The sequence below is a fragment of the Vibrio sp. genome, assembly GCF_038138445.1.
GTDB lineage: Bacteria > Pseudomonadota > Gammaproteobacteria > Enterobacterales > Vibrionaceae > Vibrio.
The window spans coordinates 1-16,630 of the sequence record NZ_JAYQDQ010000061.1 but is presented as its reverse complement, the minus strand read 5'-3'; the positions used below and the strand labels follow the sequence as shown (position 1 = coordinate 16,630).

Annotated in this window: 13 protein-coding genes and 1 pseudogene; 10 read left to right on the top strand and 4 right to left on the bottom strand. The window is 41.8% G+C overall.

Annotated elements, in window-relative coordinates:
• A pseudogene (locus AAFM34_RS14825) lies at positions 1 to 230 on the top strand (1-pyrroline-5-carboxylate dehydrogenase); the annotation flags it as partial.
• Between the two features lie 75 nt (positions 231 to 305).
• A complete protein-coding gene (gene putP / locus AAFM34_RS14820; RefSeq protein WP_239171778.1) occupies positions 306 to 1,793 on the top strand; it encodes a sodium/proline symporter PutP in 1,488 nt (495 codons plus the stop codon).
• A gap of 76 nt (positions 1,794 to 1,869) precedes the next feature.
• Here the strand turns inward: putP and AAFM34_RS14815 are convergent, their stop codons facing one another.
• Positions 1,870 to 2,610, bottom strand: coding sequence for an MBL fold metallo-hydrolase (locus AAFM34_RS14815; RefSeq protein WP_341664147.1), 741 nt, complete (start codon positions 2,608 to 2,610; stop codon positions 1,870 to 1,872).
• 132 nt (positions 2,611 to 2,742) lie between these two features.
• Positions 2,743 to 3,759 (bottom strand): class A beta-lactamase, encoded by a 1,017-nt coding sequence (bla, locus tag AAFM34_RS14810; RefSeq protein ID WP_341664145.1) that lies wholly within the window; start codon positions 3,757 to 3,759, stop codon positions 2,743 to 2,745.
• Between the two features lie 15 nt (positions 3,760 to 3,774).
• Here bla and AAFM34_RS14805 point away from each other — a divergent pair, with 15 nt between their 5' ends.
• Together AAFM34_RS14805 and AAFM34_RS14800 are read left to right on the top strand one after the other, a co-directional pair.
• The gene (locus tag AAFM34_RS14805; protein ID WP_341664143.1) at positions 3,775 to 4,662 is read left to right on the top strand and encodes a LysR family transcriptional regulator; all 888 of its coding nucleotides are present in this window, start codon (positions 3,775 to 3,777) and stop codon (positions 4,660 to 4,662) included.
• 108 nt (positions 4,663 to 4,770) lie between these two features.
• A complete protein-coding gene (locus AAFM34_RS14800) occupies positions 4,771 to 5,256 on the top strand; it encodes a VOC family protein (RefSeq protein WP_341664141.1) in 486 nt (161 codons plus the stop codon).
• A 75-nt stretch (positions 5,257 to 5,331) separates the two neighbouring features.
• Here AAFM34_RS14800 and AAFM34_RS14795 read toward each other — a convergent pair whose 3' ends face one another.
• Positions 5,332 to 6,228 (bottom strand): LysR family transcriptional regulator, encoded by an 897-nt coding sequence (locus tag AAFM34_RS14795; protein ID WP_341664139.1) that lies wholly within the window; start codon positions 6,226 to 6,228, stop codon positions 5,332 to 5,334.
• Positions 6,229 to 6,784: 556 nt separating this feature from the next.
• On the opposite strand from AAFM34_RS14795, the gene proV reads away from it, so the two are divergent.
• The 4 genes from proV (at position 6,785) to AAFM34_RS14775 (ending at position 10,723) form a co-directional block, all read left to right on the top strand.
• Complete coding sequence (proV, locus tag AAFM34_RS14790) at positions 6,785 to 7,972, top strand: glycine betaine/L-proline ABC transporter ATP-binding protein ProV (RefSeq protein ID WP_341664137.1); 1,188 nt, start codon at positions 6,785 to 6,787, stop codon at positions 7,970 to 7,972.
• A gap of 4 nt (positions 7,973 to 7,976) precedes the next feature.
• Positions 7,977 to 9,023 (top strand): glycine betaine/L-proline ABC transporter permease ProW, encoded by a 1,047-nt coding sequence (gene proW / locus AAFM34_RS14785; protein WP_341664136.1) that lies wholly within the window; start codon positions 7,977 to 7,979, stop codon positions 9,021 to 9,023.
• A complete protein-coding gene (gene proX, locus AAFM34_RS14780; RefSeq protein WP_341664134.1) occupies positions 9,020 to 10,027 on the top strand; it encodes a glycine betaine/L-proline ABC transporter substrate-binding protein ProX in 1,008 nt (335 codons plus the stop codon). The genes proW and proX overlap by 4 nt, the downstream gene beginning before the upstream one ends.
• A gap of 219 nt (positions 10,028 to 10,246) precedes the next feature.
• On the top strand, positions 10,247 to 10,723 hold the full coding sequence (locus AAFM34_RS14775; RefSeq protein WP_114785371.1) for an Lrp/AsnC family transcriptional regulator: 477 nt from the start codon (positions 10,247 to 10,249) through the stop codon (positions 10,721 to 10,723).
• A gap of 38 nt (positions 10,724 to 10,761) precedes the next feature.
• Here AAFM34_RS14775 and AAFM34_RS14770 read toward each other — a convergent pair whose 3' ends face one another.
• Positions 10,762 to 11,466 (bottom strand): DUF445 domain-containing protein, encoded by a 705-nt coding sequence (locus tag AAFM34_RS14770; protein ID WP_341664132.1) that lies wholly within the window; start codon positions 11,464 to 11,466, stop codon positions 10,762 to 10,764.
• 275 nt (positions 11,467 to 11,741) lie between these two features.
• Between AAFM34_RS14770 and AAFM34_RS14765 the strand changes: the two genes are divergently transcribed.
• Together AAFM34_RS14765 and AAFM34_RS14760 are read left to right on the top strand one after the other, a co-directional pair.
• Positions 11,742 to 12,587 (top strand): MBL fold metallo-hydrolase, encoded by an 846-nt coding sequence (locus AAFM34_RS14765; protein ID WP_341664130.1) that lies wholly within the window; start codon positions 11,742 to 11,744, stop codon positions 12,585 to 12,587.
• Between the two features lie 256 nt (positions 12,588 to 12,843).
• The gene (locus AAFM34_RS14760) at positions 12,844 to 16,593 is read left to right on the top strand and encodes a hypothetical protein (protein ID WP_341664128.1); all 3,750 of its coding nucleotides are present in this window, start codon (positions 12,844 to 12,846) and stop codon (positions 16,591 to 16,593) included.
• Positions 16,594 to 16,630: the final 37 nt, after the last annotated feature.

The window sequence follows — 16,630 nt, the reverse complement described above, 5'->3', positions numbered from 1 at the left end:
GTGTTGGGTACATAGGCAATCAAGAGGTTGAGCGAAATATCAACCGCCAATTAGCGAAACGCACAGGTGCTATTGTAGGCCTAGTTTCAGAAACGGATGTTGAGTTGATTCCAGTCGCTCACGATCCACATTTATCGCTGCGTTTTATCACAGAGCGTACGAGAACAATAAATATAACTGCTGTGGGTGGTAACGCAACCTTGTTGGAACTTGGGAGCGAAACCCACTAACCCTTTCTCCGAGAGCCCTCACTCAGTGTGCGTGAGGGCGTTCATGGAAGGCGATTTTTTTATGAGGACAAACACATGGAAAATAGCTTTGCTATTACGACCACGTTTATTGCGTATCTAATTTTGATGATGGCAATAGGCGTCATTGCATACCTACGAACGAAAAACTCAACGGATTACTTTTTAGGCGGTCGCTCTCTTGGCCCTTGGCCTGCTGCACTTTCTGCGGGTGCGTCGGATATGAGTGGTTGGCTTTTGCTCGGTCTACCAGGTTACGCGTATGCCGCTGGTATTGAAGCATTATGGCTCGCTGGTGGTCTGCTTGCGGGTACTTGGCTAAACTGGCTTATCAGTGCTAAAAGACTGCGTACTTACAGCATCACGACAGATGCTTTAACCTTACCAGAATTCCTTTCTCGTCGTTTTAACGATACATCTAAACTTATCCAAGTTATCTCTGCATTCTTTATCTTGCTATTCTTCCTTTTCTACACCAGCTCAGGTTTAGTAGCTGGCGGAAAGCTGTTCGAAACCGTATTTGGGTTGAACTATAGCACTGCTGTTATTATTGGTACTGTATGTGTTGTGTCATATACACTGTTCGGTGGATTTTTAGCGGTATCTTGGACCGACTTAGTCCAGGGGCTTCTGATGTCTGCGGCACTGTTGATTGTGCCTATTGCGGCGATGGAAGGTGGTCTTGGTCAGCTAAGTAGCGATTTGTCGAACATCAATCCTGAGCTGCTGACGCTGTGGAATGATACCAAGGGTGAGCCACTATCTGCTATTGCGATCATCTCTTTGGTTGCATGGGGCTTAGGCTACTTTGGCCAGCCGCACATTCTTGCTCGCTTTAAAGCAGCGCGCAGTAATAAGGACCTAACGACAGCACGTCGCATCGCGGTTGTGTGGACAGCGCTTTCTATGGTTGGTGCTATGTTGGTCGGTCTAGTTGGTCTTATCTATGTGACTAATTCTGGGGTATCGATAGATGATGGAGAGAAAATCTTCATGTTGTTGGTTAACTCCATCTTCCATCCTGTCGTTGCTGGTGTGCTGTTAGCAGCAATACTTGCAGCAATCATGAGTACAGCCGATTCGCAATTATTGGTGTCTTCTTCAGCATTAGCAGAGGACTTCTATAAGCAACTAATTAAGAAAGATGCAAGTTCAGAAGAGATTGTAATGGTAGGCCGCATTGCGGTGGTAGCAATCTCAATTGTTGCTCTTATTTTAGCTCTAACGCCAGACAGCTCAGTACTAGGTTTAGTATCTTATGCTTGGGCTGGTTTTGGTGCTGCTTTTGGTCCTGCGCTTATTCTGAGCCTTTACTGGCCGCGCATGAATCGCAATGGTGCACTGGCTGGTATCGTTATCGGTGGCGTGACTATCGTAGTGTGGAAACAACTATCAGGTGGTTGGTTTGATGTTTACGAAATTGTTCCTGGGATCATCTTATCAGCGATTGCCATTGTTGTGGTTAGCCTAATGACCGCAGAGCCAGAAGAATCAGTGAAAGCTCAGCATGAGAAGTTCAAGAAACAACTGGTTGAGTTGGACTAATTAACTATATAAGCCCCGAAATATCGGGGCTTTTTTCTATCTGGCTACCGGTATGAACATCCTCTCTCCATATTCATTAGTGGGTTTGCTCTTGGGCTAGTTTTTTGCTTCCACGTTCTTCTAATACATCCAAAAAGGCTTGGAAGCCTTGTGGGTCGACAAAGGGGTTGTTTTGCTGTGATCCTTTGGCGTAGCGCTCAAAAATCTGTGCCAAATGCGGGTGACTGGCGAGGTTAACTTCCACTTGAGGCTCAGTTTTAGATAAGGCTCGAATCTTTTTTACGCTATTTACATACTGCTGCGCCAGTTCCAATCCGGTGAAATTGGTCCCATTGCCGCCAACAATAAATGCCTTATGAGTTTCACCTTGATGAGTAACGTTAAATTCAATCGATAAAGCACCTCTAGTGTGTCCGGGCGTTGAATAGAATCTAAAGTGTTTATTACCAACGACTAAGGTGTCGCCATCATTAGCAAATGTCTGTACTTTCGGTGCTAGGAAGCGATTTTCTCCTCTGGAGTTTTTGGCGGTGAATTTAGTTAAGCGAAAATCAATGCTCGACATAATAACCTCTGCATCAAAATGTCTTTGGATATATTCGGAGCCGCCGACGTGATCTGAATGACCATGAGTAATTATGATGTAGCGAAGATGTTTGGGATTGAAGCCAAGTTTCTCTATATTGTTTGGGATCCAGCGCCCATAAGGACTGTCAAGCGTATCAATTATAACAAGCCCCTCGGAAGTAGGGATAAGATGAAACCCACTTATCACCCACGTAGTATAAATCGTCAAACATTTTAAAGGGCTCAACATATCCGTTCTGGTCTATTTTTTCCGGAATGGTTTCTGATTGCTCGCTAGAAAATGCATTCAACGATAAAAATAGTAACAGAAGTGCGGTAGGTTTCATGGCCAGCCTTAAATCTTATTCGTGGTTAAGTGAGTCTATTCAATACCATATTGCGCAAAAATAAGCTGACTGATATCTGCGACAACTTGATTAATTTCTGGCAAGGTGGAGAGCGATGAGTTAGCAATAAAAATTCCGATAAACAACGGCTTTCGGTCTGACTTCCATATCATCGCGGTAAGAGCTCTTGAACCGTTAACCCCGCCACCTGATCTGTCAGCTATCAACCACCTTTGAGGTAAAACAGCGCGAGCCAGAGAGTCAGAGATCATATTATTAGTCATCCAAAACTGTAATTGTGTTTTACTGTCAGTGCTAAGGACATCACCTGTCAGTAATCGTTTGATGGTTTGAGTGATGGCGACAGGAGTGGTGGTATCGTTTTCTGCTCCTTTTTTAACGTAGTTTAATTCTGGTTCATAGCGATCCAAACGCGTTTTTTGATCGCCGATTTCCCTTAAAAACGCCGTTAAGCCACTCGGCCCACCAATTTGCTGAAGGGCTAAGTTAGCGGCGTAGTTATCACTCATCAACATGGTAGCGGTGCAAATGCTTTGCAAAGACATTTTACTACCAACAAAGTTTTCGGTAATTGGATTCCAGTTGACTAATCCAGACTCTGGTACATCAATCTTTTGGCTGAGGGTGAGCTTTTTCTGCTCCACATCATAGAGCACCTTTGCACAAGCTAATGTTTTAAACGAACTCATCATAGGAAATCTTTGGTTGCCGTTATAGCTCCATTGGTTAAGCGACTGAGTGTCGATGACGGCGACACCGACTTGCCCTTTGATCTCTTGCTCTATTTTCGAGAGTGATTGTTCAAGACTGGCTGATACGCAATGGACTGATACTAAGGCTAGTAAGGAGCATAGAATATGTTTTTTCATTATTGTCTTTTCACTGTAATAGGAAGGAAGAATACTAAGCTTGTCACTCGAGAGCGACAACACACGAATTCTGAGCTTAGACCCAAGAAATTCTTGGCCTAAAATTGGAGTTTGTCCTTGAGCTGACAAAGCTAAACCCGTTAGAATCCTTGGCCTTTCCATTACCTTAAGACCGTTATGAACTTGAGTCAGCTACCGCTAAACTCGTTACGCGCCTTTTACGTATCAGCCAAGCATCAAAGCTTTACCAGAGCAGCAGATGAGCTGTGTGTGACACAAACTGCAGTGAGTCAGCAAGTTAAAGGGCTGGAGAGTCGGTTGGGAACCACGCTGTTCAATCGAATGCCAAGGGGAATCGCTCTCACAGTCGAGGGCTTACGACTTTTCCCCGTGGTGGAGAAAGTATTTTCAGAGCTTACGGTTAGCCTAGGAAACCTATGCCTTGGCGTCAGTCGAGAGCCGCTAAATTTGGGGGTTGTAGGAACCTTTGCTCTTCATTGGTTACTGCCAAAGCTTGATAGCTTTTATCGCCAGCACCCTGAAATTGAGTTAAGGATTTCAACCAATAACAATGTTGCAGATGCGTTTTCTGAAGGTTTGGACTACATCATACGATTTGGCCGAGGTCATTGGCATGGTAGTGTTGCCAAGCTTTTATTTGATACCCCCTTTACCGTTTTGTGCCATCCATCCATTGCTAGTCAGCTGAGAAATCCTCAAGATATTCTAAAGTATACCTTGCTTAGATCTTACGATATTCAAGAATGGGATCAATGGCTAGTTAAGGCTGGCGTAAAGGCTAAGGTTCATTATTCCAATAGTATTACCTTTGATTCTACCGCCCTTATGGTGGACGCCGCGGCGCAAGGTTTTGGTGTTGCGTTGGCTTCTCCTTTGATGTTTGCAAGCAAACTAAAAGAGAAGAAAATCATGCAGCCATTTGATGTCTTTCTTCACAAGGGAGGGTATTGGCTCACCCGTTTAGACTCTAAACCAGAAACATACTCTCAGCTGATGTTTAAATCTTGGCTTGAAGCGCAGATCGAGTCGCAGAATTTTAAATAAAAAATTATCATAACAATTAAAATTGATAATTATATTTTATCAAGTAAGGTTCTTATACTGCTCCTACTGAAACAAAATACGCACTCTATGAGCGAATAGGAGCTTGTTATGAAAATGAATCACCTTGGTATTATGGTCGGTGATATGACGAAAGCGGTGGAGTTTTATACTCAGGCGCTGGGTCTTCGAGTTGTGATGAACAACACCAAAGTTATCGAAGAGCGAGAATCTGCGATCGGGCGTATGTGCATTGCTGTGTTTGGGGAAGGGTTTGCGGGGTTTAATATCGCGCATCTCGTTACAACCGATGGCATTGGTGTGGAGTTATTTGAAATGAAGCAGCGTCAAGAGCGGCATCATGTTGATTTTTCTCGCTTGGGTATTTTTCACTTTTGTTTGCAAACGGATGACTTTGAAGGTGTGATGGCAAAGGTGGAATCTCTTGGTGGTAAAGTTCGTATGGATGTGATGCGATACCATCCTGAAGATGACACTAAGCCAGCAAAAATGGTTTATCTAGAGGACCCTTTTGGTAATTTGTTTGAGCTTTATTCTCACTCTTATGAAGAAACTTATGCATCGGATTACGAGTAACTCAATCAATAGATTGAGAGGTTTGATCGGCGCGAAAATAAACTAACTGCCGATAACAAAGCTGGCTTTGGCATGTTACTTACTGGTATTTAATGTTTTCTCGATGACTGAGATCACTTGGTGATAGCGCTTGCCAAGCGAAGTATTGAGTTTGCTAACCAGATAAACGGGTTCTAAAACGTCTTTTTTTGTTTCGAGCACTTTGAGTTTATCTTTGCCGTAGAATAGTTCTACGCACCAGCTAGGTACGACAGTAAAGCCAATGCCTCTTGTGATAGGCTCTAAAATCTGGTGTATTTGATTGATATAGCTTTGGTTTTTTATGTCTTCGAGATCGAGTTGACTGAGTTGGTTATGCGCGCACTGTGCAATAAAGGTTTGGAAATAATGTGCGAGATCTGGGTGTTGAATAACACCTAAATCCTTGAGCAGAGAGTTTAACGATGAATCCATCTCTGTACATGCGGGCACGACTAAAGCAAGATGCTCTGCGCCGATCTTTTGGCTAGAGAAATACTTAGGATCAGGCTTTTTTGTCACTAAGCCAATGTCGATAGTGCCTTGCTTTACTTGCTCAAAAATGCGCTCGTTTGGCGTGGCTTCTAGTTCAATCGATAAATTGGGATAGCGCGCTTGCAAGTCCAGTAAAGGAGAATAGAGCAGCCAAGCCAAAGTGCCTGAGCAGCCGATACTGCACCGTCCTTTAAAAGCTTCATCATGACCCAAATTTTGTAAAAGTTTCGCTTCATTGGCGAAATAATCCAGTGCGTAATGGTAAACTTTTTGTCCGTACAGAGTTAGCTCAAACTGCTTATTAAAGCGCTTTATTAGCGGATATCCGCAGGCATTTTCTAGTTTGTTGATATGCTGAGTGACACCAGGCTGAGTCATATGAAGCGTTTCAGCCGTTCTGGTAAAATGACCCACTTCAATCAGGGTTTTAAAGGTGTTTAGCCAAACGGGATTAAGCATGATAGAAACCAAAAATTATCAACAAATTCGATTTTGATAAGTTTTTATTATACAGATAAATTTGTATCTCATACGAGCAAAATGTCAAACCCAAAGCCAAAACACTTCTTAGTTTGTACTCTAAATAAAACTTCTGCGTAGTTTTATTGAAAAATCATGCAACATTACAGATTTTACTGAAAAATTTCTTATATTGAGACCTAAATATCATTTTCTTATCTGTCACAATATTGAAATAAAATTTGACATCTAATGTTTAGCGTATAAATGGTTAATCTTAATAGATATATATCATTGAAGACACATATATAGTCATTGTCGTGTATGCTATGTTGGATATATCAATAATCTATATGTGAAATCATTAGCTAAGTTCATTTTTCATCTTTAAATTCAGCACCTTGTGTGTTTCCCCTTTTTGTTTTTACGGACTGTAAACATGATGGCTTTATTTTCATATTAACGATTATAACTAGTTGAGATTTGAAAATACGTATTTATTTGTTTAGAGTACAAAGTGTTTGTGCGCTTGTGCACCTAGCAAAGGATAAATCATATGACTCCCATACTGGAAGTTAAGGGACTCTATAAAGTATTTGGAGATGATACTGAACGCGCATTTACCATGCTGAATGACGGTTTGGATAAGGAGCAAGTCTTTGAAAGGACGGGGCTCACGATTGGAGTAAATGATGTATCTCTGTCAATTAATCAAGGTGAGATCTTTGTAATTATGGGGCTTTCTGGCTCTGGCAAGTCTACTTTGGTTCGTTTACTAAACCGCCTGATTGAGCCGACGAAAGGAAGTGTGTATTTCAAAGGTAATGATATTTCACATATCTCTGAACAAGCGCTCAGAGCCGTGCGCCGAAAAAATATCTCCATGGTTTTTCAAAGCTTTGCACTCATGCCTCACATGACGACCCTTGAAAACGCGGCATTTGGTTTAGAGCTTGCTGGTGTCGGACTTGATGCTAGAAAGAAGCTCGCGTTCGAGGCATTAGAAAGGGTTGGTTTGGAAGCCTATTGTGAGTCATTTCCTGATGAACTGTCCGGAGGTATGAAACAGCGTGTGGGATTAGCACGTGCATTAGCCTGTGACCCGAATATTCTGCTGATGGATGAAGCCTTTTCTGCCCTTGATCCATTAATAAGATCTGAAATGCAAGATGAGCTGATACGTCTGCAAAATGATGATAAACGCACAGTTGTCTTCATTTCTCATGATCTTGATGAAGCGATGCGTATTGGAGATCGTATCGCGATTATGCAGGATGGAGGGGTTGTTCAAGTCGGAACACCGGATGAAATTCTGCAAAAACCCGCGAATGATTATGTAGCCGCGTTTTTTAGAGGTGTTAACTTAGCGTCTGCGCTAACCGCTAGAGATATTGCTAAAAAAGCACCTGCAGCTGTGTTCAAAAAGTCAGAACATGATGGCCCAGCTTCAGCGTTGCAATTACTCGTTGATAGTGACAGGGAGTTTGGGATTATTGTTGATAAGGGAAATCACTATTCTGGTATTGTTTCATTAGATTCACTCCAACTGGCAAACAAAGAAAATCGCTCTCTGGCGAGTGCCGAACTTGATGATTCAGTTACCCTTACTCCAGAACAACCCATAAATAGTATTCTGGGGTCCGTGGCTGGCGTTCCTTACGCAGTCCCTGTCGTTGACGATAGCGGTAATTACTATGGTGTGATTAGTAAGTCTCGATTACTGCAAGTATTAGACAAGGAGTAGAACTATGTCATCCACGCAGAACACCACGGATCCATGGGGTGCAAGTCAATCTGAAAAGTCTAATGAATGGCTAAATACAGACGTTGTTGAAGAGAAAAGTTTTGATCTATTGAATCCTTTTGAACATGCTTTTTTACCCCTAGATAATTGGGTTGAGTCAGGTTTGGACTGGCTGGTAGCCCATGGCAGACCTATATTTCAAGCGATTCGTGTGCCCATCGACTTTATTTTAACTTCATTCGAAGCTGCACTTGTTTCTACACCTGCGCCGATAATGTTATTAATTTTTTCATTGCTTGCTTGGCAGTTTTCCAATCTTCGACTTGGCATAATGACATTTATCTCATTTATATTTATAGGCTTGATTGGTGTTTGGTCTCAGTCGATGACAACGCTAGCCTTGGTTATGACCTCTGTATTTTTCTGTTTATTGATAGGTTTGCCTGTCGGTATCTGGCTTGCTAGGAGTGATACTGCGGCTAAATTCGTTAGGCCGATATTGGATGCTATGCAAACGACGCCAGCGTTTGTTTACCTTGTTCCTATTGTCATGCTATTCGGCATTGGCAATGTCCCCGGAGTTGTTGTGACGATCATTTTTGCCCTTCCTCCTGTGATTAGATTAACCATTTTGGGCATACAACAGGTGCCAGAAGAGCTCATTGAGGCAGGACATTCATTTGGTGCGAGCAAGAAGCAGATGTTATATCGCATCCAATTACCTCTCGCTCTGCCGACCATTATGGCTGGGGTAAATCAGACGTTAATGCTCTCACTCTCCATGGTAGTCATAGCTTCAATGATTGCAGTTGGTGGTTTGGGGCAAATGGTCTTAAGAGGAATTGGGCGATTAGATATGGGACTGGCTGCCGTCGGAGGGCTAGGCATTGTAATACTTGCGATCTTATTAGACCGAATAACCCAAGAGTTAGGAAACAATGCGGGAGACACTAAAACCCGCTGGTACCAATCTGGCCCTATTTCTATTGTCTTACGCTTTGTTAAACAAACAAAAACTACCAGAGCATCTCTAGAGGAGAACTACAAATGAATCTTTCATGGAAGAAGTTATTGACAGCAAGTACTTTATTTACAGTGTTACTTCCTGTTTGTGCGTCGGCGGATAGCCTTCCTGGTGAGGGAGTGACAGTCCAACCCTTGCAATCTACGGTGGCTGAAGAAACCTTCCAGACTTTAATTGTGAATCGTGCTCTTGAAGAGCTTGGGTACCAAGTCAAAGAAACTAAGGAAGTGGATTATAACGTCGGTTATACCTCTATCGCGAAGGGTGATGCGACGTTTCTTGCTGTTGGTTGGTTTCCACTTCATGCTGATAAATACACAATGGCAGGTGGCGACGAAAAGTTTTATCGACAAGGTAACTACATCAGTGGTGCCGCACAAGGGTATTTGATCGATAAAAAGACGGCAGAAAAATACGGCATTACTAATATTGGTCAACTGAAGGATCCTAAATTAGCGAGCCTTTTTGATGCTAACGGTGATGGTAAAGCTGATCTAACTGGTTGTAATCCTGGTTGGGGTTGTGAAATGGTTATTGAAAAGCAGATCGCTGCATTCGGACTGAAAGATACAGTTACGCACAACCAAGGTAACTATGCGGCGATTATTGCCGACACTATATCCCGCTATAAAAAAGGCGATCCTGTTCTGTATTACACCTGGACTCCATACTGGGTGAGTGGCGTTCTTGTGCCAAGAAAAGATGTTGTTTGGCTTGAAGTCCCGTTTTCTGCATTGCCCGGTGAGCGTGAAAATGTTGATACCACATTGCCGAATGGTAAGAACTATGGGTTTGAAATGAACTCGATGCGTATTGTGGCCAATAAGACTTTCACAGATAAGAACCCTGCAGCCGCTAAGCTTTTTGAAATCATTAAGTTAGATATTAATGATGTCAGTGCTCAAAACATGATGATGAGTCAAGGGAAAAATAGTTCAGCCGATATTGAATCCCATGTTAATGGTTGGATAAAGGCCAATCGCTCACAATTTGATGCATGGATTTCAGAGGCTAAAAAAGCAGCATTGTAATTCATAATAGAGTTGACTGCTTGGTGTGGACCATTTAGTTGGGGCTCCAAGTAGTCAAGCTTTGTCCAGCCCATAATTTTGTTTATGGAACACGATGTGAATAGCTCATTTCATTAAAACATTTAGTGCCGTGTGTAACAATAATCGCCAATTTTCATAGGCTCGGTATAGTTATATAGATTATTATCTTTGCCATGATCTTTTACCTAAAGGCAGTAAATGAGCTTAGATAGAATCGATCGAGAGATCTTGCGTATCTTAAACCTCAAGGGGCGACTTCCTGTTGTGGAGCTGGCTAAGTCAGTTAATTTGACGACTTCCCCTTGCTCAGACCGTGTAAAACGACTAGAAAAAGAAGGTTATATAAAAGGCTATCACGCAGAGCTGAACCCGGAGAAACTCGGGTTAGATGTTCAGGTGTTTATTCATATTCGCCTTGATCAGACGAGCTTTTCGATTTTTGATAAGTTTGCCAAAGCGGTGGAAGACATGCCAGAAATAGAAGAATGTTATTCTCTGTCTGGTGATTTCGATACCATGATTAAAGTTCGTGTCAAAGATATGAAAGCGTATCAGGATTTTATGTCGAGCAAGCTTGGCTCTCTACCTGGCGTGATCCAAACCCGTAGCGAAGTGGTAATTGAAGAGCATAAAACCAGCTTCGGTATCAACGCTGATTTGATCATGACGTTATAAAAAAGGGAAACTAAGTTTCCCTTGTGAATTGCTTAATATTAGGCAATAAACGAAGACACGATGCCAATCAAGCCGCCAAAAACACCGCCCCACACCACAAGCCATCCGAGATGTTGCTTAATCATTTTCTGCACGATTTCTTTAACCAATTTTGGTGTTAGTTCATTAAGTCTTTGATCAATGATATTTTCAATGTTGGCTTGAATTTCTTCCATCATTGCAGGCGATTCTAACTGATCTTTGAGCGCTTCTTTTACGGCATCACTTTGGCTTATCTCAACCACAGCTTGCTGCATTTTTTCGACAAATGGTGCTTTTAGTGGCTGGAGTGCTTCAGTGCCGCCGAACATGGCCAAGGCACCGCCAAACGAAGAATTGGCAATTACGCTAACTAAAGAATCAAAGGTTGGGTTAAAGTCGACTTTTTCCAGAATCGGCTCTAGCTTTAGGCTTTTGCCTCCCGACATTTCTTTATTAAGAAAACGATCGATGTTTTGTTCGGTAAAAAACTGCTCCATCATGAGATGTTTGATTGCGGCTTTAAATTCCTCGAATCTGGCTGGAATAACGCCTGAGCCATAAAGGCCTGGGACTTTTTCAAACAGCATGTGGATGGCTAGCCAGTTGGTAATAGCGCCGGAGAAAGCGAATAGTCCTGCATAGTAAGCAATCGAATTGCCTGTTTGGTAGCCGCCCGCTAACAAAGCCAGTGCGAGTAAATTAGTCAGTAAGCTTTTGTTCATCTTCTATAAAACAATGATTGAATGTTGATGTTGCGAGTATATACCAAGTCGCTGCTTAGATTGAATACGGGTATGGTGTAAAGTTTTACATCTTTTATCAGCGTATGTACCTCTTCGTAAAGGCTGTGGTTTTTGTTTCAAATATCAGAATTAACTTTATGTTGTATAAGTCCCAGTTAAGGTCTTCAAGATAAGTGTGTTAGTGTTTACCAATACAAAAGTGAATAGATGATTATTCGATAGCAGAAGAGTTATTGGAGTAATAAACAGCACGCATGAAAATCACTACCCTTGTGGATAATTCACGTTTGGACAGCAGCAAAGATCTGGCTGTTGAACGAGGTTTATCGCTTCATATCGAAACGGCCAGTACTCAACTCTTATTTGATGCAGGCAATGGCCGAACATTTTGTGACAATGCTCTTTTACTGGATATTAATATTGCCGAGGTAGACTTGGCGGTGTTATCTCATCGACATCATGACCACTGCAACGGTATTGCTCATTTCGTGAATATAAATCAAAAAGCCAAAGTCTATATGAGAGAGTGCGAGGATAAAGAGTACTTCTTTCAGGCATATGGCTATAAGACTAACGTCGGCCTGAATAAAACGATATTGGAGCGCAATGCCCATAGGATGGAGTTGATTAAAAATACTACCGAGATAGCTCCCAATGTTCATCTCATTACACAAATTGAGAGAAAATATCCCCAACCTGCCGGAAATCAGTATCTTTATACGCATTCAAAGCAAGGCATTGAGCGCGATACCTTTGATCACGAACTGATCCTTGTTATTGAGGAAGTGGATGGACTGGTTGTCTTCACGGGGTGCGCCCATAGTGGTGTGCTCAATATGATTGAAACAGTCGTGAATTTATTTCCGAAGCAGAAAATTAAAGCGGTTGTGGGTGGCTTTCATCTCGTAGGCTTACCGGTATTCAATAGTATCGGGGGCACTAAACATGATATCGAAGCGGTAGCAAGATCTCTAGCTGAATACCCTATCGATCGGTTTTATACTGGCCACTGCACTGGTATGAAAGCTTATACAATTTTGAAACGCGTGTTAGGTGATCGTTTAGAGCATATTCCAACCGGTCGCTGTGTGAATGTTTAGCGAGTAATTCATTATTTAAATGGGCAACACCCAGAAGCCCCTTCTGCATTGCGTGACTTAGTTATAGTGTCTTTAAGATTCAAAGGCATTAGCTCAATGGTATAGCTTTAAGCATTACTTGACCATTGAGTCATTTTATCAAAGTTAATCACTCAATTGCCTATTTGCTTTGAATGTTTGTTTTGTACGCTCCATCGTAGGTTTAATTGGTTATCTTGTGTGTATCTAAATAATGATACTAATAAGGATAACTATAGTGCCCAACGAACCCCAAACACTTTCGTCCCACCCATTTTTAGGGACGCCTTATTCTTCTGATGCAACTCCACTGGTGTTTTCAGGCTTAGGCCTTTCTTCTGTTGAGGAGGGCCGTAATGATAATGAGGTGGCACAAGATCTCGAATCACTGTCTTTATCTATCTATTCAAACGGCGAAAGCAAAAATGACGTTCTACTATCTACTCAACGAGTACGCCGAGATACCAGCAAATTTTCAGGCCGCATCATAGGGCTTTCTGAGCAAGAGTTTTCGGCAGCAATTGATGCGCCTGAGCTGAAGTTTGCAACCTCCATTCATATCGAAAAATACGCAATGCAAGAGGGAGAGTTTAGGGACAATTTTTATCGAAATGAACTGGCCCTAAATCGATATTATCAAAGAGTTGAGCAGGTTATTGGTTTTGAAGTTTCTCGAATGGAAAATGAAAAGACATTTTCAAGTAGTGGCGAGTATTTGTGTCAACTCTATGCCATATTAACTGCGCTTTGTTCCAGTAATCAAGAGGTCGAAGGTGATGAGCTTTGGCAACTGAAAAAAGTAAGTACAGTTGTTGCGGATAAGCTGATTGAACTAACTGACTCTCAGGATTTAATTGCGAGTATCCAAGTGTCTCGCCCTAGCTTGACAAGTGATCTAATTCTACCTGCTAAAGATGCCTTTACATCGATCAACCAAACGGTCTTCAAATCAGCAATAGAGACGGATAGAGTAACACTGCGCAAGCAGTATGGGGATCAAGTGAGAGAATTTAAACGTAAACTTTCTCGCCAATTAAAGAAAATTAACAAGCTCAAAGCCAAACGCAGTGAAAAAGGCAGCTTATCGACACAGGAACGAACACGACTAGAGAGATTGAGAGAAAGAAAAAGGTTAGTAAGCCGGCAGCTAAGAGAGAAACAAAAACATAAGACTCTAGCTTCTATATACGCCAAAGCGATGCTTCGAATCCAACGAGTAGTAAAGGAAAATGGATTTAGAAGTACCTTTCGACGCCTAGCGGTTGAGGAGAGAAAAATTGAGCGTGGAGTGTCACCTAATATAGGAATGAATACACTTCGTGTTCGCCAATATGCCTTGTATGAATATTTTAAATGGATAGAGTCTAATTTGACGCCACTTGTGGGCATGTCTGAACTAGAGTTTGAAAAATTAGTTAATGCTCGACCTTTACCATTTATCCGTGGTCTTGATGAAACTCAGCTTGAATCACAAGTGTTGGCTTGGCTAAAGTCGGATGAAGGGGCTAAACGCATCTCAACTTCTATTGGCAAGGTTAAAAGGGAGTATGCAGGTCGCCTCTACATTACAGACAATAAGGTATATCAAGACTACCTTCTATATGATGTTATCCAGGTAGATGATTTGCCTAATAAAGTGGAGCGCTTGATTAAAGTCGAGGTAAATCGTCTAGGTAACAATCAAACGTTTCCTGGAGTTGCTGACTTTTTATGCCAAGTTAACATCATGCTATCAGTTTTGTGTAATAACAATACGGGTATTAATGCTGAACTTTATGAGGGATTAATTCAGGCCAAAACACGGGTAATGGTTAGAGTTTTTGAGTTGTCAGTATCCGGAATTAGTGATTTTCCAATACCTCTATCAGTGGATGGAATGGCAAACATTCAGAAAAAGTTAGACGAGTTAACAGTAGAGTGTCCTCCTTCTCTGTGGCCGAATGAAATAGAGCTCATTGGCTATGTGGAGCAAGATTATCACGATCTAGTTTCTTGCCTAAGACTGTTAAACTCATCAGAAACCATAGATCAGATAAAAGAGTACAAAACCACTAATAATTATAAAGATATTGTCTTTACTAGTGAGCTTGCTGAGACTCTATCTAGCCAAGATGAAGAGATTCGCCTTCTTGAGCCACTTATCTATCACCTATTGATAAATAAAGGTTTAACGCATTTTAGTTTAGAGAAAATGTTTGATGTGTTTTACACAGATAGAGAAAGTCATAATCCTTTTCGAGATCTGGTAAATCAGCCAAAACCAGAAGCATACAGAACATTTTCAGACTTTATAAAATACAGCCAGTCGACCAGCAGAGAAGAGTACAATAATCAGTTCTATGACTACCAAGAACATGGCAGTAGTGAATATGATGCGAGCCAAATATCAGCATTAGTATTAGCAAATAACGGTTTGAGCATTGAAGAAATAGTAGAATTGCCAAAGACGCTGAAGTCATTTGTTATTATGGGACGGTCATTAAGTGAATATGGTGATGGTCGAGGGGGGACAATTCGACCAGAATCCAATCCTTGTCAATATATCCCGGGAAGATGCCTTGTTATGCAGTTGTCTTCTGGACGATATCTTTTATTCTCGAATTTTTTTGGTGAGCCTAAATCGAAAGTGGTAGAAGAAGAGGAGTTATCTCGATTTATGGGTTCGATAGAAAAATCGGGACTATCATCGTTTGAAAAGGCATGGTTGATGCCAGAAGAGGCACCAAGGCACTTCAAAAGATACACGGGGCTGTTTTGTGATTGGGCGGCAAAAAACTTTGTTTCACTGCTTTATGATGGTGATACCAATCCATTTAAGCATGCAGTACATCCTTTTTATACTCTGGTAAAAGATACACATGCTAAACCAATAGAAATAGGTTCTAGTGCGCTAGATACATTGCCATGCGGTATAAAAGAAGCGCTCGATACATTAGCGATTGATTTTCAGGCAGCCTTTGATGATACCCATGGATTCCACAAATTTATCAAGGCGATAGTGCCTTTTTATGAAACCATTTATAACAGAACTACAGACAGAAGATACACGGCTGACAGTGGAACGATTTTACTCGATCTATTGTCCATCATGCCGTTGTTTGGCGCCGCAGGTAAAGTTGGCCAATTGACCGCCACACTGAGTAAGCAAGGTATGCGAGCACTTATATCTGGAATGGCAAAAGGCTTAACAGGCGGACGCTTGCTTAGATATGTGGCTCGAGGAATGAGTGCTAAAGTATTGGCGAGCTCTCAGAAAAGTGCGGTTATTATGGCCGCTGCTTTGTATGAAGCTTTGGTCCCTCTTCCTTTACCGACAAGGCCAGCCATTGCAAAAGTGTCTGTATTCTTTAAATTTAAAACTGGTGGAAAAACGGGCTGGGTTAACGGCAAGTTTGGTTATTTCTTAGGTAACCCCAATCCGCCGAGGTTGCCTGATGAGGTTATGCCTCCAGTAGGAGGCGCGCCTGTACCGCCTCCTCCACCTGTTGGGGGGTTACCTGTGCCGCCGCCAGTACCTCGGCCACCTTCAATACCGAACCGACTGCCTCCATTATCGAGTCAAGGATTACCGAAAAAAACAAGATTTAGCTTAGCAAAAACCTTTAATAGACTTGATGAAAATGACGCATGGTTTGCAGAAATGTATGCAAAAGGTGATAGAAACTGGACACGATTGACAGATAGTATTCTAGAAAAGAGGCCCGCCAAAAGCACAGCGGGTACCTTCGAAACCAACTATAAAAACTTCGTTAAAGTAGGTCAGAAATCAGAACCGCCGGTGAATGTGAAGGAATTTATTGATGGAGAGACCGAACACTTCAAAATAGGCGCTAAGCAGACACCCGAAGGAGAACTACCTAAAGCTGCTTATGATTTGTATGTAGCAAAAGATGGAAAATCAATCACAACGTCATCATCTTATAAAAGTGATGATTATAGTAAGACACTTACCTATGCTGACATTATGTATAACGTAAGCTGGCGGTAAACCCCATCTAATCATTTCCTTTTAAATTCGGTATTGT